The organism is Nitrosopumilus ureiphilus (assembly GCF_013407185.1).
GTDB classification, from domain to species: Archaea; Thermoproteota; Nitrososphaeria; order Nitrososphaerales; family Nitrosopumilaceae; genus Nitrosopumilus; species Nitrosopumilus ureiphilus.
Genome location: NZ_CP026995.1, coordinates 1086861 through 1103797 on the forward strand (window position 1 = coordinate 1086861; position 16937 = coordinate 1103797).

A 16937-nucleotide genomic window follows, 5' to 3' on the forward strand; every position below is an offset into this window, starting at 1 on the left:
TTCTTCTATAGAAAAATTACAATTTTAGTCAAATTTCATGCCTAAATTTGCAGGAATGTCTAAATAGTTCAAAAATATGGTTCAAATTATATCAAGGGATCGGAACTCCCCTTTGAGAAAATTCTCATTTTCCGGTTCCTTGATCTTAATTTATAATTTTTTCAAATTCGTCTAAACGTTTTAAAATATTTTTTTTAACTGGATCAGACATTTTTCTAGGATCAAACAATCCTTCCTTAATTTCATTTTTTACAAATTCTAAATCAATTGTGCATAAACAACCTTCTTCACCTGAAACTAATCTTGCATCGTCTATCAAAACAGGACTTGTTTGATATGTTTCTATTAAAAGAGAATCTAATTCATTGAACAATTTTGTCTTTTTTTCTGATAATTCTTTAAAATCCACTCCTGCATCTTTTTCAATTTCAGCATATACCTTTTCTCTAAACTCATCGTTTTCATAAAATACCTCAAATAATTTTTGATGATCAAAATCTTTGTAGCCCATTTCTTTTAATTTATTTAATACAAATTGATCACTATTATCTGAAAGTTCTCGTTCTTTATTTTTTGTCAAATCCACAATTTCTGCCAATTCTTTTTGACAATCAATTACCCTTTGATCTGGTTTGTAATATAATAAAACGTGAAATTGTATAGAGATATGTCCTGATATCAAATAACTACCTTCCATAATCTCAAATTTTGTAAAAATTCTTCTTAGATCCTCATTATTTGAAATCGATACATCATGTACAGACCAATCTTTAAGTGAATCATTGATTTTTTGTAAATAACCCATCACTAGTTTAGGATCGAATGTTTTTTGTTCTGTAATGGTGGCATCTCCCAACATCACTTTTGTATCAATCATTTTTGTTAGATGAGTAATCTTTTCCAGGCATTTTTTTTGAATCCCTTCATTTTTTTGATTTAATAATTGAATGAATTCATTGGGAGATCTTGTTCCTAAACGCACAAAAATTAACAAAATATTGCTCTCCTTAAACCTTCATCAATCTCTAAATATCCAAAATGGGTATTTTAGGCATGGCTGAAACTCCTATCTCATGCATCCATTGTAATAAGCAAATTACTGAATATTATGATAAACTGTATAAGGGTATTAGAAACAAATGTCTAATCTATGAGATTGATTTTCCTCTAGAGTGATGATATTAAGATGACTGAAAATATTGACAAAACCCAAGAATCCAATAAAACACCTGTACAAAATAATGATGTGGTAGATATGCTGCTAAGCAAAAACGAAGATCAAACAGTAGATTTTGAAACTATGATTTTAGAAACTCAAAAACGTGTATGGGGATCTCTCAAAAAAGGTTACGAGTATTCAGGAATGGCCGATGAGTCTGAAAAATTTCTAAGAAAAAATGTATTTGTAAAATTAGATATGGTTGTCGTGTATGTAGATTTGGTGGGCTCAACTACTATGACCTTAGAAATGCCTGCTGAAAAAATTGCCATTATTGTCAGTTCATTCTCACAAGAGATGGCATCCGTTATCAGACACCATCAAGGGTATGTATTGAAATTTGTAGGCGATGCAGTGATTGGGTATTTTGTTGCAGAAGGTAATTCATTATTGGCAGCGGATAATGCTGTAAATTGTGCAAAATCAATGATATCTGTAATTCAAAAAGGGATCAATCCAATACTAAATCAATATGATTATCCAGACTTGATGGTGAAGATTGGAATCGATTTTGGACAAAACATTGTTGTAAGATATGGTTCAGATGCAGAACATTCTCATGTAGACTTGATGGGGCCTGCTATGAATATTGCAGCAAAAATTCAAAACATGGCAAAACCTAATCAGATTTTAATTGGAAGTGATGTGTATCAAAAATTACACCCTACATCTCAAAAACAATTCCTCGAAATCATTTGGAAGAATAATGAATGGCGATACAGATCAAGATTAACTGGAGAGATTTACAAAGTGTATGAATTAAAAGGATAAATTTGTCGATAGATTCTAAACAGTAAATTTGTCGGGACATTCAACATGTTCATAGTGATGCTCTGTAAATTTTTCTTGAACTACATAAATTACAATTTTATGTAGATCTTTTTCTTCGATGTCTTTTTTACATTTCAGACAAGTTTTTTTCGAATCAATCATGCGTATAAGCGATCTAAATGTCGAATCTATAAGGATCAGCGATCAGCTCAATTTGAGCAAAAACGCCTGAGGTTTTACAAAACACTATATCAAACGCCTAAAGCAATGCAGAAATATGGCAAATTTGAACCAATCATGTTGGATAATTTAGCAATAAAACACCTACAAGACCTTTATGGATTAAATCCAAATATTCCTCACATGGCATTTCAATTTCCAAGATTGCCTCCAGGTCTTACAAATCCTATGTTCAAAATTTATGAAAATCCTATGAAAGAACAATTTTTAAAGAATGCCGGAACAATAACCCAAAAACTTCAAGGATTCCAACAAATGTATCAACAACATGCAGCAGGATTGCTAACAATGAGTTCTGGAATAATTCCTCCAGGACACCCACTATACACTAGACATAATTCTGTAGAAACACTTCAGAATGAAAATGACAAATTATTAAAAGAAAACTTGGAATTAAAGAAAAAATTAGATAAAGAATCAAAACCTAAAAACCATTAAAAAAATAATTTATTTATTCTAAAATTTTTTCAGTAAGAATCCTTATTAGTTTCATAAATCAAGTCGCTTTATGGTAAAAACTCCTGCTGACAAATGGAATGATACAGTAGTAAAATACAGGAAGCAATGTCAAAGCATTCTAAAATTATCCAATAGTATACGATATGTAGGAGTTGTTAACGCGTATGGTAGAACGTTAACGGGAATGCTCAAACCCAATCTAAAACCATTGTTAAAATCGGAACAAGTAAAGAATGAATTTTTCATCATATCTACATTAATGTCACTAAGAAAAGAGACTGTAAGTACAGTTGGAAAATTAGAACATGTAATTTTACAACATCAAAAAGTCACAATTGTAATATTGCAAAAAAACGATGTGACATTTTATGTTTCATTAGACAGAAAAGAAAAAGGCTTAGAAAAAATTCTTTCTTCGATTAAAAAGATAATCTGATAGTTGTCTTTTAATAAGATTCAATGCTTTGGATAATATGAATAAATCTTTAGGAGATTATAATATAGAAAAATCTTCTTCACGTAACATTAGAAATATCGTATGGACAATGAAAAATCCAGTAAATGCTGAAAAATCAAAAAATAAAAGAATAAATTCAGATAAAAAATTTCAAAATTCTTCCTTTACAAATATTATTTATGACTATAAACCAAAAATTAAATCACATGCTGAAAAAATTTTCAAAATTGAAAAAATTCACTTTGCTGAAAAATCAAAAAATAAAAGAATAAATTCAGATAAAAAATTTCAAAATTCTTCTGCATCAAATTGCAACATCAAACAGGGGTTCAAAAGACCTGGAAGATAAACATCTCAAAATAAAATACGTTTAATTTGAAAATTCATGAAAAATAAAAGATTCAGATTATTCTTTCTATTAAAAAGATAACCTAGGAAGGTGTAAATCCGTGATATCCGCCTGTCTGCTGAGCCTTATCCTCAAAGTTTGGTTCAAACAATGAAATCAGATAGTCATCAGGATCTAAAATTACTGCATTCTTTCCTGCATCTCTTTCTACAATGTCCCGATGAATTCTTACACCTTTCTCTTTTAATTCATCAATTGCAGATTTTACATCGCCAACAAGAAATCCTATTGTAATTCCATTATCAATGGAACTTCCAACATGTTGTGCCGTCAATGATGCTGGATGTAAACTCAACATGGCTCCAGAAGTGCCCAAATCAACCCAGGACCTTCTTTGATTTTTGATTGGAAGTCCGATGAGTTCATGATAGAACTGTATGGATTTGTCTATATCTTTTACAGCCAATATGACATTTCCAACTTTTTTGATATTCACAGATACCCTACCTCAAAGTTGTTTAAATCCATTGTCATTGAACTTCCACCATGGTTTCAGTCCTTTCAACCCCGCTAATTTTTTGAATAAGTGTAGCTACTTCTTTTATCTGGCCCAATTGCTCAACATCAATAATGGCAACTGCGTCAAATTGACCGCTTGTAGGAAATGAATCAGAAACTGATGGTATTTTTCTTAGTCTGGCAGCAATGAGTTTTTTGGGAGATTTTACCAAAATTATTGCCCTTACCATCCTAGATTAACCTCCACTTCAATTAGGGTCTCAGTGGTAACAATGTCTTTTATTTTTTTAAAATCAATAACCATTCCATTAATTTCATCAATATTTCCTTGTAGAATTACGCTAATGTCTGCCCTTCCTGTAACAACCATGATTTGTTTGATGATCTTCCGTTTTTTCTTTAATATTTGGACAACAGAATCAACCTTGCCTGGTTTTACAGTAATTAGACATAATGCACGCATACTTAGTGTATGTTATAGGATCGGATAAAGATTCCTAGTCAAAGGCTTCTTGGGATCTTGCTTCTTCAAGATAGGCTCTTCTTTCTTCGTTTACCTTCTCTTGATCAATTTCAATATCATCATCTACTATGACAATTCCCATGTCACTGATTGGTTCTTCTTTTGATTTTTTACTCTTTGATTTTGTAGTTTTTGCTTTTGGTTTAGAAGTTTTTCCAGTTTTTGCTTTATCTGTTTTTAATTTTGTTGTTTTTGCTTTAGTGGTTGTTTTCTTTACTGGTGCTTTTTTTGCGTCTTTTTTTACAGCCCTTTTTTCAGCCATGAATGTCGAAAAACAAGAGTTTGCCTTGTTTTTAAAGATTTTGTATGATTGAATAACTTTGAGAAAGGTTCATGAGATATGGTTGAAATTATTTTTGATATTACTCATTTTTAAAATGACAAAAAATAGTATATGGATTTAAAAGATGCCAGGGGCGGGATTTGAACGCGCGACAGCCCGGTCTTCAGCCGAGTGCTCTCCCAGGCTGAGCTACCCTGGCACTGAGAAAAATGCAATCAATTGAGGAATTAAAGTTTGTCTTTTTAGATCTTCCAAAGAATGTCGTCTTTGCCTTTTCGTTTATTGATTAAACGACCTACTACAAAAAATAAATCCGATAATCGATTGAGATATATCATACAATTTGAATTAATTTCATCTTTTTCACTTAATTGAACCACATGTGTTTCTGCTCTTCTTACAATTGTTCTTACATAATGTAATTGTGCAGCTGCGATATCGCCTCCAGGCAAGATAAAATTGGTTAAAGGTGAAAGTTCAGATTCAAATTTGTCAATTAAGGATTCTAAATTTTGGATCATGTCCAATGAAACTCTGTTTTTCATATCATTTAGATTAGGATTTGAAAGATCCGCCCCTACTAGAAATAACTCATTTTGTATTTTTGTCAAAAGATCGATAATATCTCTGTCCAATGAATTTGTCAAGACAATCCCTAATGCAGCATTTGCCTCATCTATTGTTCCATATGCAATAATTCTAGGATGAGATTTTGATATCCTCAAGTTTCCTTGAACTCCTGTATTTCCATCATCTCCTGTCTTAGTATAAATTTTCAACAACATTTCATATTGGAATTAACTATTATGTTATTCGAACAATATGAAAATTCATTAGGAGAAAATAACGTATAACATTATAATATGATGTTGGATTTTTTGAAAGCTGCTGCAAATCTCAAGAAAATTTCTAGACAGGGATGGATTGATAAACTATCTTTGAATCATCCTGAATCTGTTGCAGATCATTCGTATTCAATGGCAATAATGAGCATGGTGATTTCTGATATGAGAAAATGTGATTCAGAAAAAATACTCAAAATGGTTTTACTTCATGATTTGGCCGAAGCAAGAATTGGAGATTTAACTCCCAATCAATTAAGTGGAGAAAAAAAGAAAAAATTAGAAAACAATGCATTTAATGAGATAATAGGAGATTTACCTGGAAATATCAAATCCCAATATTTACAAATCTGGAAAGAATATCAGGAAAACATTTCTGCAGAATCTAAATTAGTACATCAAATTGATAGATTAGAGATGGCACTTCAAGCAAAAACATATCAAAAAGAAGGTCATTCACAAAAAAAACTTGAATCATTTTTTGAATCTGCAAAAAAAGATATAGATGATCCAAAATTAAAAGAATTATTTACAAAGATTATAGATGACAATTAGATAGAAAATGTCTGAGAGAAGTAAAGATGAATTAATTGAGGCACAAAAACAAGTAATAGGAGTTTTGTTTGAAGTGATTAAAAGATTACAAGCAAACAATGATCTTGATGAAGAGTATTTTCAAATAATATCAGAAGATAGTAAAAATAAAACTCGTCTTAATGAAATCATAGTTGAGAGAACAGAGAACGCAGAAATTGTTGGAAGATTATTAAAAGAATTAGAAATTTAATGCCCACAGTCACAATCATCATCAGAAATAATTCTTAGATGTGCGGTTTGTTGGTATTTATCTTGAATATAACTTGAAAGATTAACAATTCTGATCCTAGATTCTCGAGTATTCCAACTGCCTTCATTTTCAAACCAAAATTCAATTTCATCAATATTATATCTCTCGTTATTTTTAACAAGTTTTTGAAAAATAGATTTGATCTCTCTAACATCGGATTCTGTTAATTTTGATTTGTCTTCAACCATTGTGGTAATTTCATTTAATTTTATGATGACATTATTTGTTAAAGGCATGTTATCAAAAAAACTCGTATTCTATAACTATCTTTTGAGGAGAAATTGTTTTTATAACAAATCAATAATTTGAGAACATGCAATATTTTCAGGCCTTGAAATTAGGACAAAAAAGAGTTGCTAAAGCAAGAGAATATCTTAATAAATTAACAGATGGTCGTGCAATGCCTGCATTAGCCTTGGCAGATACGAAATCAAATGTATGGCAACCTGTGGGTGAGGAAAATCTATATGCTTTTGTAGATGAATCTGCAGGGTTTGTTTTAACTGATAATAGCGGATACATACTTGCTTTGGTAGACAAAACAGGTTCTTCCAAAACTATTGTTCAAGGAGTCACACAGCAACAAAAAGAAAATTTAGAAAAAGCATTCAAGGAAGACAATATCTCAAAATTTGAGGGCAAGGTAATTCTACCAGTATGATCCATAGCCTTGAAAAAAAACGTAACCTTTAGTTATCATAATGTAGAGTAAAATAAAATGAGTAAATTTTCTCAAGAAATTGAAGTTAGTGGGCATTTGATTGATTCTTCCATACTAACTAAGATCTTTGATAAAATTATGGACCTTCATGGGGAATTTCAAGTAGAAGAAATCAACATCGGTAAAAGAAAAAAAGATCAGTCGTATGCGAGATTACTTGTTAAAGGAAAAAATCAGAAACACCTGGATGATATTTTGGAAACAGTGTATAGAGAAGGAGCAGTATCAAAAATACAACAGGACATTACATTAAAAAAGTCACCAAAAAACTATGTTATGCCAGATAATTTTTACAGCACAACAAACAATCACACACAAGTTTTTTATAAAAAAAGATGGATTCAAGTTGAAAACATGATGATGGACAAGTGCATCGTTGTAAAACAAAACCGAGCATTTTGTGTGCCAGTTAGAGATGTAAGAAAAGGAGATCAGATAATTGTTGGAGAAAAAGGAATAAAAATCACTCCACCTGAACGTCCAAGAGAAGGGGTCAATGTTTTTGAATTCATGGGAAGCTCAAGTTCTAGCGAACGGCCAACACAACATATTGCAAAACAAGTTGCAGATGACATATTTAATACCAAAAAGAATGGGGGCAAGATTGTCATTGTTGGAGGTCCTGCAATAGTCCATACGGGTGCAGACGATGCAGTATCAGAATTAATTAGATCAGGCTATATCGACGGAGTATTAGCTGGAAACGCTCTTGCAGTTCATGACATAGAGTATGCGACTTTGGGGACATCTTTGGGCATGAATGTTCATAATGCTACTTTGGCATATCATGGTCATAGAAATCACATGGCTGCAATTAATGCAGTTTTCAAAGCAGGCTCTATTGCAAACATGGTGAAAACCAAGAAACTGAAAAAAGGAATAATGTATGAATGCATAAAAAATAAAGTTCCATTTGTGTTGGCAGGATCAATCCGTGATGATGGCCCATTACCAGATGTAATTACGGATGTTGCTCAAGCACAAAGAGAATACAAAAAAATTGTAAAAGATGCAAGTATGGTGATCATGATTTCAACAATGCTTCACTCAATTGCAACTGGCAACATGCTTCCTGCAAATGTCAAAGTAATAGTGGTGGACATCAATCAGCCAACGGTTACAAAACTTATGGATAGAGGAACATGGCAAGCTTTAGGAATTGTTTCAGATGTTGGTGCATTTTTACCATTAGTGGCACAACAACTTAGAAAAAAGAAAAAATCAAGGTAAAAGTTTAAGATGCAGTAAATCAAGAAAATCAAATTAATTCAGCAGTACAAAAATTAATCGATAAAAAAAATCATGCCTAAGGCAGAAGCATCATCCATAGTTCAAGACACACAAAAACCAAGCAATAATTCAGAAATTGCAGAGATTTCACTTGCAATAACAGGATTAGAATATTATTGAGCAGTAATTGAATAAAGAAAAAAGCAGATACTAATTTAAGGTAAATTTTAATTAACAAGGACACCATTAGAAAAAAAATTCATTCAGCCAATCATTGAAACAAATTCCAAAGAAATTTTACAAACAAGATTAGTTAAGAGAGAAATTACTTTGGAAGAATATAAAGAATTAAAATCTAAACTAGATTAACTTGGAGTCATCATTGAATTTTTTTGAGTTTGTGAAAGATTCAAAGATGTTTTTTTAACATTTTCGAAAAATTTGGTGATCATCTCAATTCCTGCAACAACTTTAGGTGCATTATTTTTTACAAATTCTAATTTCTCGGAAGCAGATTTTGGTTTGTTATTAAGATAATTTTGATAAACTTTAGAACCGTCATAATCAACATATGCAATTCTTGCACTAAAATCTGTTCTTTCTAAAACAAGACTATCGCCACCCACAATTGCAGTATGATATGGATGAACAATTAATGATTCAGACAATTTTTGAGATGTAAAAATTTCGGATTTCTGTAAATCGGTTGCATAGTGATTAAAATCAGCTAAAAGATAAAATGTTGCATTAGGTTTTGTAGCTATTACTCCTTCGATTGATGATAATGCATTGTATGTGTATTCGCCCATGATTTGATGAATGTTGCGAGTTACCTCAAAATACTCTTCTATGTCTTTACTTATTTCAAATCCTGCTATTGCAGCATGCTGAATTGGAGTTGAAACTGCGGTGTATTCTGTGGCAAGAATCTTTTTGAATTGTGTTTTAAGGTCTACTGCATGTTGTGGAAAAACCACATAACCTAAACGATATCCACCTGCAGCGTGTGATTTTGATAAACCATTTGTCACAAATGTACCTTCAGGATAAATTTTTCCCATACTAACAAATTTTGAAAAATCATATGTTGTTTGTGCATAAATTTCATCAGAAATAACTGTGATATTTTGTTCTCTGCACACGTCCGAAATTTCTTCTAGCTCTAATTTGTCATAAAGTAATCCCGTAGGATTATTTGGATTATTAAGAATCAGAATCTTTTGTCTATCATGCAATCGTAATGCTAATCGTCTTAAATTATTTGGAGATATTTTTTTGTTTGAACGAGTTGGCAGCATATGATAATTTTTCTTTAAAAATCTTATTTGAGGCAGATAACCTAACCATGCAGGCGTTGGCAAAATTACAGTTCCATGTAAAATCTCCAACAGATTAAAGATCAACGCTTTTGTTCCAGGCCCGACATGAATTCTTTCAGGAGACACATCCATTCCAAAATAATGTTTGTTGTATTTTGATATGGCATTACGTAATTCTGGAATTCCAGAAATGGGGGCATATGCTCCCTTGTCAGCATTTTTAACGAGTGCTTCTTGAATTAGTTTAGGTACTGGAAATGGTGATTGACCAAATGCAAAACCATAAAATCCAAAATTGCACTCAGGATGAGGGCAATCTGAATGAAATTCTTGTAAAAACGTGTTTAATTTGAGATTCTCAGGCATCTCAATGTCCTCTATCTGCTGATCAACTACAAATTTCATTAATTTTCCTCATCAGAATCAGATTTAGATACAAAGCGTGAAATAGTAAATATCAACAAGTGAGATTTTATCAACCTATTTTTGGAATTTCATCTAATACATCAGGATTTTCAAGGGACGATAAATCTCCAAGTTCATGTCCCAATAATTTTGATTTCAATAAACGACGCATTATTTTTCCTGTTCTAGTTTTTGGCAAATCCGATATCTGAAAGACAAATTTTGGTTTTGCAACTTTGCCAATTTTTTCAGATACATAGTTTGAAATTTCTAATTCTAACCCTGTTTTAGATTTATTGTCTGCAACAAAAAAGATCACAATTGCTTCGCCTGTTATTTCATCAGGAATGGCAATAGAGGCAGCATCAGATATTTTTTTGTTTGAAATTACAGTTTGTTCAATTTCAGCAGTACTCATCCTATGGCCAGATATGTTGATCACATCATCAGTTCTGCCACGCATATACCACAAATTATCTTCATCAACAAAGACATAATCACCATGAAACCAGATATTTTCAAATCGGGACCAATATGTTTTAACATATCTGGCATCATCATTTAACAATCCTCGAGTCATTGCAGGCCATGGTGATTTTATAACTAAATATCCATTTTGTTTTCTTACAGAGTTCCCATCATCATCAAAGACATCAAGATTCATCCCAGGAACAGGAATTCCGACACTGGATGGTTTTAATTTCATTCCAGGAAATACAGACAACATTGCACCGCCAATTTCTGTTCCTCCGGACAAATTCATTATGGGGATTTTTTTATTACCAACTTTTTCAAATAGCCACCACCATGAATCTTCATCAAGAGGTTCACCGGTGGTTGGAATATTCTTGATTTTATCTAACGAATATGATTTTAGAGGTTCTGCATTATTTTTCTTAAACAATCGTACTGCAGTTGGCGATATTCCAAAAATAGATACCTTGTAATCAGATAACATTTTCCAGATTCTATCAGATGTTGGAAAATCCAATGCACCATCATAAATCACAGCACTAGCACCCATAATCAATAGCCCATAGACATTCCACACCTGTCCAGTAATCCAACCGATATCTGCCGGCCAAAGTATGATATCATTTTCATGCGTATCTATGAGATATGCTGCTTGATGTCCTGCAAAAACTGAAAATCCTCCATGGCTATGAATGACCCCTTTAGGATTACCCGTAGTTCCCGAGGTATAGAGGATAAACAATGGGTCTTCTGAATCCATTATTTCTGTTTCACATAAATCATCCTGAGAAGACATGATATCTTCAAATGGAATTATATTTTTAGATTCTGGGTGTTCATCGATTCCCTTGTATGACACAAGTATTGTTTTTTCAACATTGGTATTTTTTATCGCAGTTTCCATAATCTCTTTTTGAGAAATTGGTTTTCCTTTTCGATAAAACCCATCTGAGATAAATATGATTTTTGCTTTACAATCCTGTAGACGTACATGTAATGATTGAGAACTATATCCCGAGAAAATAGTAGTTTGAATTGCCCCAATCTTCGATGCAGCAAGAATTGCCAATATTGCTTCCTCAATCATTGGAAGATAAATTGCAATTACATCGCCTTTTTTTACCCCAAGTGATTTTAGAGCATTTGCAAGTTTTGATACTTTGGAATCTAATTCAGAATATGAAATTTGGGATGTATATCCATCTTCAGATACAAAATAATATGCAATTTTTTGTGGATTTTGTTTTGCAAATTTTTCTACCGAGGATTTGTAAATGTTTGTCTTACCGTTTACGAACCATTTTGACCATGCAATACCTTTTGAAACATCTAATGTTTTTGTATATGGTTCATCCCAAACTATTCCAATGTCTTGATCAACTGATTCCCAAAACCATTCTAAATTATTTTTTGCCTTTTGAGACAATTCTTCTAATGAAGATATCTCATGCTTTTGCATGAATTGAAAAATATTTGATTCTTTGATTTGCTTTTCACTTGGAATAAATTCAAAATTAGACAATATTCAATTTTTAGAGACCTAAAGAGTGTAAAAAGATTTTTAGATTTACGATATGTCTATTCCCAAACGTCGAGCACATGCAATTGCTGATTTTCCAACATCTTCAGTAATTCCGGCTTTTAGAAATTTTTCTGTCCAATTAGTTTCAGCCTTCATGGTGTTTTCAAAGTAGTATTCTCTCAAAATCACGCCTATTTGTTGATCTAATCTACGCCTAGTAACATCATTCATGCCTTGCTGAAGAACAGATGCATCTGAATTTGCAAGAATTTTGATAAATTCAATATCCTCTAAAGATAGTTTAGTCATGGAACATCAATTTGTTTTTTCAACAAATCCAACGTTAACGCAGGGTCTGCTTTTCCTTTTGTTTTTTGCATAACTTTTCCTACCAAATAGTTGATCGTTTGAGGATTGGTTTTTGCTTGTTCCACTGCCTGCGGCTCCTCAGAAATTACTTGTTGTATAATTCCAGATAATTCTGAAGCATCAGAGACATTTCCTAGATCTAATTCTGAAATAATTGTGGATAGTTCTTTTCCAGTTTTTACAATTTCATATAATGCATTTTTAGAAGAACTTCTAGAAATTTTTCCAGATTGAATAGACTCAGATAATTCTCTCAAATGAGTTGCAGTAAGTTTTGATGATTCACGTTTCTCTCTCGTGTCAACTAGTCCCATTAAATCAGTGGTGATGATATTTGCAATTTCTTTAGCAGTTTTTTCAGTATGAGATTCTTCAAATAAATCCGAATAGAATTTATCAGATGACAATACATCTGCGACTTGAGATGGAATGTTGTATTTGGAAACGTATCTTTCTTTTTTAGAGCTTATGCTTTCAGGCATTTCTGATTTTAATTGTTCTTGAATTTGAGGATCAATCTTGATCCAGGGAATATCTCCTTCCAAAAAGTAACGATAATCAAGTTCTTCTTCTTTAGAACGTGCGGAGACAGTAATTTTTCGCTTATCATCCCAATGACGTGTTTCTTGAATTATGGGAATGTTGCGAGAACTCAAACTCTCTTGTCTAGTTATTTCAAAATGCACAGCTTTTTCTAAATCATGAAAAGAACCAATATTTTTAATTTCAACTTTTTTACCTCCTTTAATTGAAACATTAGCATCCGCCCTCATTGCACCCTCTAAACTAGGATCTGCAACACCCAAATTTTCTAGTAAATCTGATAAAATATTTAGAAAATCTCGTACTTCTTTTGGAGTCTCAAAATCAGGCTCAGTGACAATTTCGACTAATGGTGTGCCTGCACGATTGTAATCTACCAGAGTGATTTGATTTTTTGATGAACTTCCTTCGTAAATCAGCCTACCGGGATCCTCTTCTAATTGGATTCTTGTAATTCTAATTTTTTTATCTCCAACCATGATGGAACCCGGACCTCCAACACTAGTATCTCCATAAATGTTAAGTTGTGTTATTTGGAAGTTTTTTGGAAGATCAGGATAAAAATAATTTTTTCGAAAAAAAGCAATTTTTTCAGGAGTAGAACAATTTAGTGCCATGGCAATGATTGTAGCTTTTTTCACAGCTTCTTTATTCAATCTGGGTAAACTTCCAGGCAATCCAATACAAATAGGACAAATGTTTTCATTGATTTCAAACTCCCTATAGTTTGCCTTGCATGAACAAAATAACTTACTTTGTAAATTTGTTAATTGGCAGTGAATTTCTAAACCAATCATGGTCATAGTGGTACCTCAGGTAAACTGACAGTTTGTTCTAAAGCATAAGCTGCTCTAAGTAATAGTTTGTCCTGTTTTGAATCTGCAAGAAGTTGGATTCCAATTGGCAATCCATGTGAATATGAGAAAGGTATTGAGATTGCAGGCTTTCCTGTAAGATTTGCAGTTACAGTATTAATGTCAACTAGGAATAAAGAAACAGGATCATTAATTTTTTCGCCTAACTTGAATGGAAGTACTGGTACTGTTGGTGCAATTAATAGATCAAATTTCTTAAATGCCTCATTAACTTCTTTTGTAAGTTTACTTTTCACTTTTAATGCCTTTAGAAAATATTTTCCTGCATGACCTGCAGATGGAACAAATCCACCAAGTATCATTCTTCTTGTAACCTCTGGACCAAAATTACGTCTTGCTTTTGAGATGTAAGAATTAAACTCATATCCTTCAACTGGAAAATCATAACCATATCTTAGATTATCATATCTTGCAAGATTACTTCCAGCTTCTGTTGCAGTAATGGTATAGTATGCTGCTACAGAATATTTCACCATGTCCAGCGATACCTCTTCACAAATTGCCCCCAAACCTTCAAGTTTTGATATGGCATCTTTTGTCGCACTCAATACTGCTGGGTCTATTCCTTCCCCCATCATTTCCTTAATAATGCCTATTTTCTTCCCTTCAATTCCTAAATCTATGCCTGAAAGATAATCTTCATTGTTGTTATCTATTGTAGTGTTATCATTTGGATCTATTCCTGAAATTAGATTTAGCATAAATGCCGTGTCTTTTACCGTTCTAGTAAGTGGACCAATTTGCTCAATACTATTGGCATATGAAATCAAGCCAAATCTACTAATCAAACCATACGTTGGTTTGTATCCTACAGTTGAGCAAAAACTTGCAGGATTTCTAACCGAACCACCAGTATCAGAACCAAGGGAAGCCACACATTCAAAAGCACTAACAGAAACTGCACTACCGCCTGAAGAACCACCTGGAACATATTCCGCATTCCATGGATTTTTACTTGGACCATATGCACTAAATTCCGTGGTAAGGCCCATTGCAAATTCATCCATGTTTACTTTTCCAACAAATATTGCATCTTGTATTTTCAATTTTTTGATAACTGTTGCGTCATAGGGCGCAATAAAGTCTTCAAGCATCTTTGATGCACACGTAGTCTTACTTCCTTTGATGCATAAATTATCTTTAATTGATATGGGCATTCCAAAACAATCACCAACCTTTTCACCAGATTTTATTTTTTTATCAATTTCTTTTGCTTGATCAACTGCCAGTTCATTTACGGATAAAAAAGCATGTAGTTTCTCATCAACATTTTTAATTTGCTCAATAGTTTTTGCAACAAAATCTTCAGCAGAAATATTTCCATTTTTTACTTCTTGTATATAATCAAGAGCTGAGATTTTTAGATTCATGAAGACATCTTTGGTGCACGAACATATGTTCCCTTGTAGTGTTTTAATTTTTCAATTAGTTTTTCAGTAAATGGAATATATTCATCATCTCGTAAATTTAAAATTGAAATTTCTTGCATGGAAATTTCCTCAGATTCAACGCCTGCAGAATCTAAAATGTCAAAATAATCAATCATCGTATGAACTTTCTCAACATATTCTTTATGATCATCAATATCTATTTTCATTAATTTTGAAACATGTTCTATTTCTTCTTCAGTAACCATTCAATACACCTACGGTGTTAATCTGTCAACATCTCTTGGATAAAATGTTACATCTCGAATATTTTCTGTGCCTGTAAGTGCCATAATTAACCGCTCAAGACCGATTCCACAACCAGCGTGAGGAGGCACACCATAATCAAATGCTCCCAGATGGTATTCAAAGGCATCAGTATTCATTCCCTTATTCTTCATTCTTTCAGCTAGTTCATCACGTTTTTCAATTCTTGTACTACCTGATGATAATTCCAAATCTCCAAACATTAAATCAAAAGATTCAGAAACTTTGGGGTTGGATTTACTGTTCTTCACATAGAAGGGTTTTGGTGCAAGGGGCCAATCTTTGATAAAATAGAATCCTTCAAGACCTATTTTCTTCAAATTAGAGGGATATAGATCATCGCCCCATTCTGTTTTTGCACCTGCTTTTTGCATTTTGTCAACTAATTCATCATAAGAATATCTTGGAATTACTCCAGGGATGGATGGTGTTGTAAATCCCACATCAGAATTACTTTCAACATAATTATTCACAGTCTGAATTGAAATCTTTATGATTTCTTCAATCCTATTCATCACATCATTGTAATCAACAAATGCCTCTTCCAAATCAATAGATATTGCCTCTGCAAGATGTCGATTAGTTCTAGAGGGTTCTGCTCTAAAAATCGGAGCAATCTCGAATACTTTTTCAAAGCTCATAGTTAATTGTTCTTTATACAATTGGGGACTCTGAGCTAAAAATGCTTCTTTGTTATAGTAAAATATTGGAAATAGTGCAGCACCACCTTCAGTAGCTGTTGCAATCATTTTAGGAGTATTGATTTCAATGAATTTTTGATTAGCAAAATAATCTCTAATTGATTCTAAAACTAGACTCCTAGTTTTGAAAATATGTTGCAGTGTACTTCGTCTAAGATCAATTGGCCTTACTTCAAGTCTAGTATCAATATTTTTGACGGTTTTTGCAGTTGGCTCAAAAGGTGGAATTTTTTCAACATTTGAGAACACTCTAAGTTCTGTAGGAATTATTTCAAACCCACTAGGTGCTTTTTCTGAAGATTTAACCTTTCCAGTAATGGCAACAGAAGAATGTGCTTTTAGTGAAGAGATAGTTTCACGTATTTCATCAGGACAATCTCCTTTTTTGGCCACTATTGAAATATCTCCATTTTTGTCACGAATAGTTGCAAAACTGATATTCCCATGACCACGAATTGTCAAAACCCACCCCATTATGGTAACTTGTTTGCCATCCATGGAGGAAGTAATTTCATCAGAATAATGAGATCTACGTAAATTTCCTAATTCAGTTTCTATCATAATTTACTTTATTG

23 protein-coding genes and 1 tRNA gene are annotated in these 16937 nt (G+C 32.6%); 8 read left to right on the forward strand and 16 right to left on the reverse strand.

Annotation, left to right across the window (positions count from 1 at the left end):
* Positions 1–145: 145 nt before the first annotated feature.
* Complete coding sequence (locus tag C5F50_RS06510) at positions 146–982, reverse strand: hypothetical protein (RefSeq protein WP_179372938.1); 837 nt, start codon at positions 980–982, stop codon at positions 146–148.
* A 204-nt stretch (positions 983–1186) separates the two neighbouring features.
* Here C5F50_RS06510 and C5F50_RS06515 point away from each other — a divergent pair, with 204 nt between their 5' ends.
* Complete coding sequence (locus C5F50_RS06515) at positions 1187–1990, forward strand: adenylate/guanylate cyclase domain-containing protein (RefSeq protein WP_179370592.1); 804 nt, start codon at positions 1187–1189, stop codon at positions 1988–1990.
* Between the two features lie 15 nt (positions 1991–2005).
* Here the strand turns inward: C5F50_RS06515 and C5F50_RS06520 are convergent, their stop codons facing one another.
* Positions 2006–2152, reverse strand: coding sequence for a hypothetical protein (locus C5F50_RS06520; RefSeq protein WP_179370593.1), 147 nt, complete (start codon positions 2150–2152; stop codon positions 2006–2008).
* 105 nt (positions 2153–2257) lie between these two features.
* On the opposite strand from C5F50_RS06520, the gene C5F50_RS06525 reads away from it, so the two are divergent.
* The 3 genes from C5F50_RS06525 (at position 2258) to C5F50_RS06535 (ending at position 3495) form a co-directional block, all read left to right on the forward strand.
* Positions 2258–2668 carry a hypothetical protein gene (locus tag C5F50_RS06525; RefSeq protein ID WP_246281971.1) on the forward strand — a complete coding sequence of 137 codons (411 nt, stop codon included), beginning with the start codon at positions 2258–2260 and terminating at the stop codon, positions 2666–2668.
* 70 nt (positions 2669–2738) lie between these two features.
* Positions 2739–3125, forward strand: coding sequence for a hypothetical protein (locus C5F50_RS06530; protein WP_179370594.1), 387 nt, complete (start codon positions 2739–2741; stop codon positions 3123–3125).
* A 37-nt stretch (positions 3126–3162) separates the two neighbouring features.
* Positions 3163–3495 carry a hypothetical protein gene (locus C5F50_RS06535; protein WP_179370595.1) on the forward strand — a complete coding sequence of 111 codons (333 nt, stop codon included), beginning with the start codon at positions 3163–3165 and terminating at the stop codon, positions 3493–3495.
* An 82-nt stretch (positions 3496–3577) separates the two neighbouring features.
* Here the strand turns inward: C5F50_RS06535 and C5F50_RS06540 are convergent, their stop codons facing one another.
* The 6 genes from C5F50_RS06540 to C5F50_RS06565 form a co-directional block, all read right to left on the reverse strand.
* Positions 3578–3991: a VOC family protein gene (locus C5F50_RS06540; RefSeq protein WP_179370596.1), complete on the reverse strand. Its 414-nt coding sequence runs from the start codon at positions 3989–3991 to the stop codon at positions 3578–3580.
* A gap of 34 nt (positions 3992–4025) precedes the next feature.
* The gene (locus C5F50_RS06545; RefSeq protein ID WP_179370597.1) at positions 4026–4244 is read right to left on the reverse strand and encodes an Lrp/AsnC ligand binding domain-containing protein; all 219 of its coding nucleotides are present in this window, start codon (positions 4242–4244) and stop codon (positions 4026–4028) included.
* Positions 4238–4477, reverse strand: a complete 240-nt coding sequence (locus C5F50_RS06550; protein ID WP_179370598.1) for a hypothetical protein — start codon at positions 4475–4477, stop codon at positions 4238–4240. The genes C5F50_RS06545 and C5F50_RS06550 overlap by 7 nt, the downstream gene beginning before the upstream one ends.
* 34 nt (positions 4478–4511) lie before the next feature.
* Positions 4512–4799, reverse strand: coding sequence for a hypothetical protein (locus tag C5F50_RS06555; RefSeq protein ID WP_179370599.1), 288 nt, complete (start codon positions 4797–4799; stop codon positions 4512–4514).
* A gap of 146 nt (positions 4800–4945) precedes the next feature.
* Positions 4946–5019: transfer RNA gene (locus tag C5F50_RS06560), tRNA-Phe, on the reverse strand.
* Between the two features lie 43 nt (positions 5020–5062).
* The gene (locus tag C5F50_RS06565; protein WP_179370600.1) at positions 5063–5599 is read right to left on the reverse strand and encodes a cob(I)yrinic acid a,c-diamide adenosyltransferase; all 537 of its coding nucleotides are present in this window, start codon (positions 5597–5599) and stop codon (positions 5063–5065) included.
* Between the two features lie 99 nt (positions 5600–5698).
* Between C5F50_RS06565 and C5F50_RS06570 the strand changes: the two genes are divergently transcribed.
* Both C5F50_RS06570 and C5F50_RS06575 read left to right on the forward strand, forming a co-directional pair.
* On the forward strand, positions 5699–6217 hold the full coding sequence (locus C5F50_RS06570) for an HD domain-containing protein (RefSeq protein ID WP_246281972.1): 519 nt from the start codon (positions 5699–5701) through the stop codon (positions 6215–6217).
* A gap of 7 nt (positions 6218–6224) precedes the next feature.
* Positions 6225–6449: a hydrolase gene (locus C5F50_RS06575; RefSeq protein WP_179370602.1), complete on the forward strand. Its 225-nt coding sequence runs from the start codon at positions 6225–6227 to the stop codon at positions 6447–6449.
* Here the strand turns inward: C5F50_RS06575 and C5F50_RS06580 are convergent.
* Positions 6446–6745, reverse strand: a complete 300-nt coding sequence (locus C5F50_RS06580) for a hypothetical protein (protein WP_179370603.1) — start codon at positions 6743–6745, stop codon at positions 6446–6448. The genes C5F50_RS06575 and C5F50_RS06580 overlap by 4 nt on opposite strands.
* 77 nt (positions 6746–6822) lie before the next feature.
* Between C5F50_RS06580 and C5F50_RS06585 the strand changes: the two genes are divergently transcribed.
* Both C5F50_RS06585 and C5F50_RS06590 read left to right on the forward strand, forming a co-directional pair.
* Positions 6823–7170: a hypothetical protein gene (locus C5F50_RS06585; protein WP_179370604.1), complete on the forward strand. Its 348-nt coding sequence runs from the start codon at positions 6823–6825 to the stop codon at positions 7168–7170.
* Between the two features lie 57 nt (positions 7171–7227).
* Positions 7228–8460 (forward strand): ornithine cyclodeaminase, nickel-pincer nucleotide-dependent, encoded by a 1233-nt coding sequence (locus C5F50_RS06590; protein ID WP_179370605.1) that lies wholly within the window; start codon positions 7228–7230, stop codon positions 8458–8460.
* A 365-nt stretch (positions 8461–8825) separates the two neighbouring features.
* On the opposite strand, the gene C5F50_RS06595 is transcribed toward C5F50_RS06590, so the two are convergent.
* From C5F50_RS06595 to aspS, 7 genes are all read right to left on the reverse strand, one after another.
* On the reverse strand, positions 8826–10184 hold the full coding sequence (locus C5F50_RS06595) for a pyridoxal phosphate-dependent aminotransferase (protein WP_179370606.1): 1359 nt from the start codon (positions 10182–10184) through the stop codon (positions 8826–8828).
* A gap of 70 nt (positions 10185–10254) precedes the next feature.
* Complete coding sequence (locus C5F50_RS06600) at positions 10255–12180, reverse strand: AMP-binding protein (protein ID WP_179370607.1); 1926 nt, start codon at positions 12178–12180, stop codon at positions 10255–10257.
* A 45-nt stretch (positions 12181–12225) separates the two neighbouring features.
* Entirely contained in the window at positions 12226–12489 is a 264-nt protein-coding gene (locus C5F50_RS06605) for a hypothetical protein (RefSeq protein WP_179370608.1), read from the reverse strand.
* On the reverse strand, positions 12486–13895 hold the full coding sequence (gatB, locus tag C5F50_RS06610; protein WP_179370609.1) for an Asp-tRNA(Asn)/Glu-tRNA(Gln) amidotransferase subunit GatB: 1410 nt from the start codon (positions 13893–13895) through the stop codon (positions 12486–12488). The genes C5F50_RS06605 and gatB overlap by 4 nt, the downstream gene beginning before the upstream one ends.
* On the reverse strand, positions 13892–15337 hold the full coding sequence (gatA, locus tag C5F50_RS06615; RefSeq protein ID WP_179370610.1) for an Asp-tRNA(Asn)/Glu-tRNA(Gln) amidotransferase subunit GatA: 1446 nt from the start codon (positions 15335–15337) through the stop codon (positions 13892–13894). The genes gatB and gatA overlap by 4 nt, the downstream gene beginning before the upstream one ends.
* Entirely contained in the window at positions 15334–15603 is a 270-nt protein-coding gene (locus tag C5F50_RS06620) for a hypothetical protein (RefSeq protein ID WP_179370611.1), read from the reverse strand. Before C5F50_RS06620 ends, gatA begins: the two co-directional genes overlap by 4 nt.
* A gap of 9 nt (positions 15604–15612) precedes the next feature.
* Entirely contained in the window at positions 15613–16923 is a 1311-nt protein-coding gene (aspS, locus tag C5F50_RS06625) for an aspartate--tRNA(Asn) ligase (protein WP_179370612.1), read from the reverse strand.
* Positions 16924–16937: the final 14 nt, after the last annotated feature.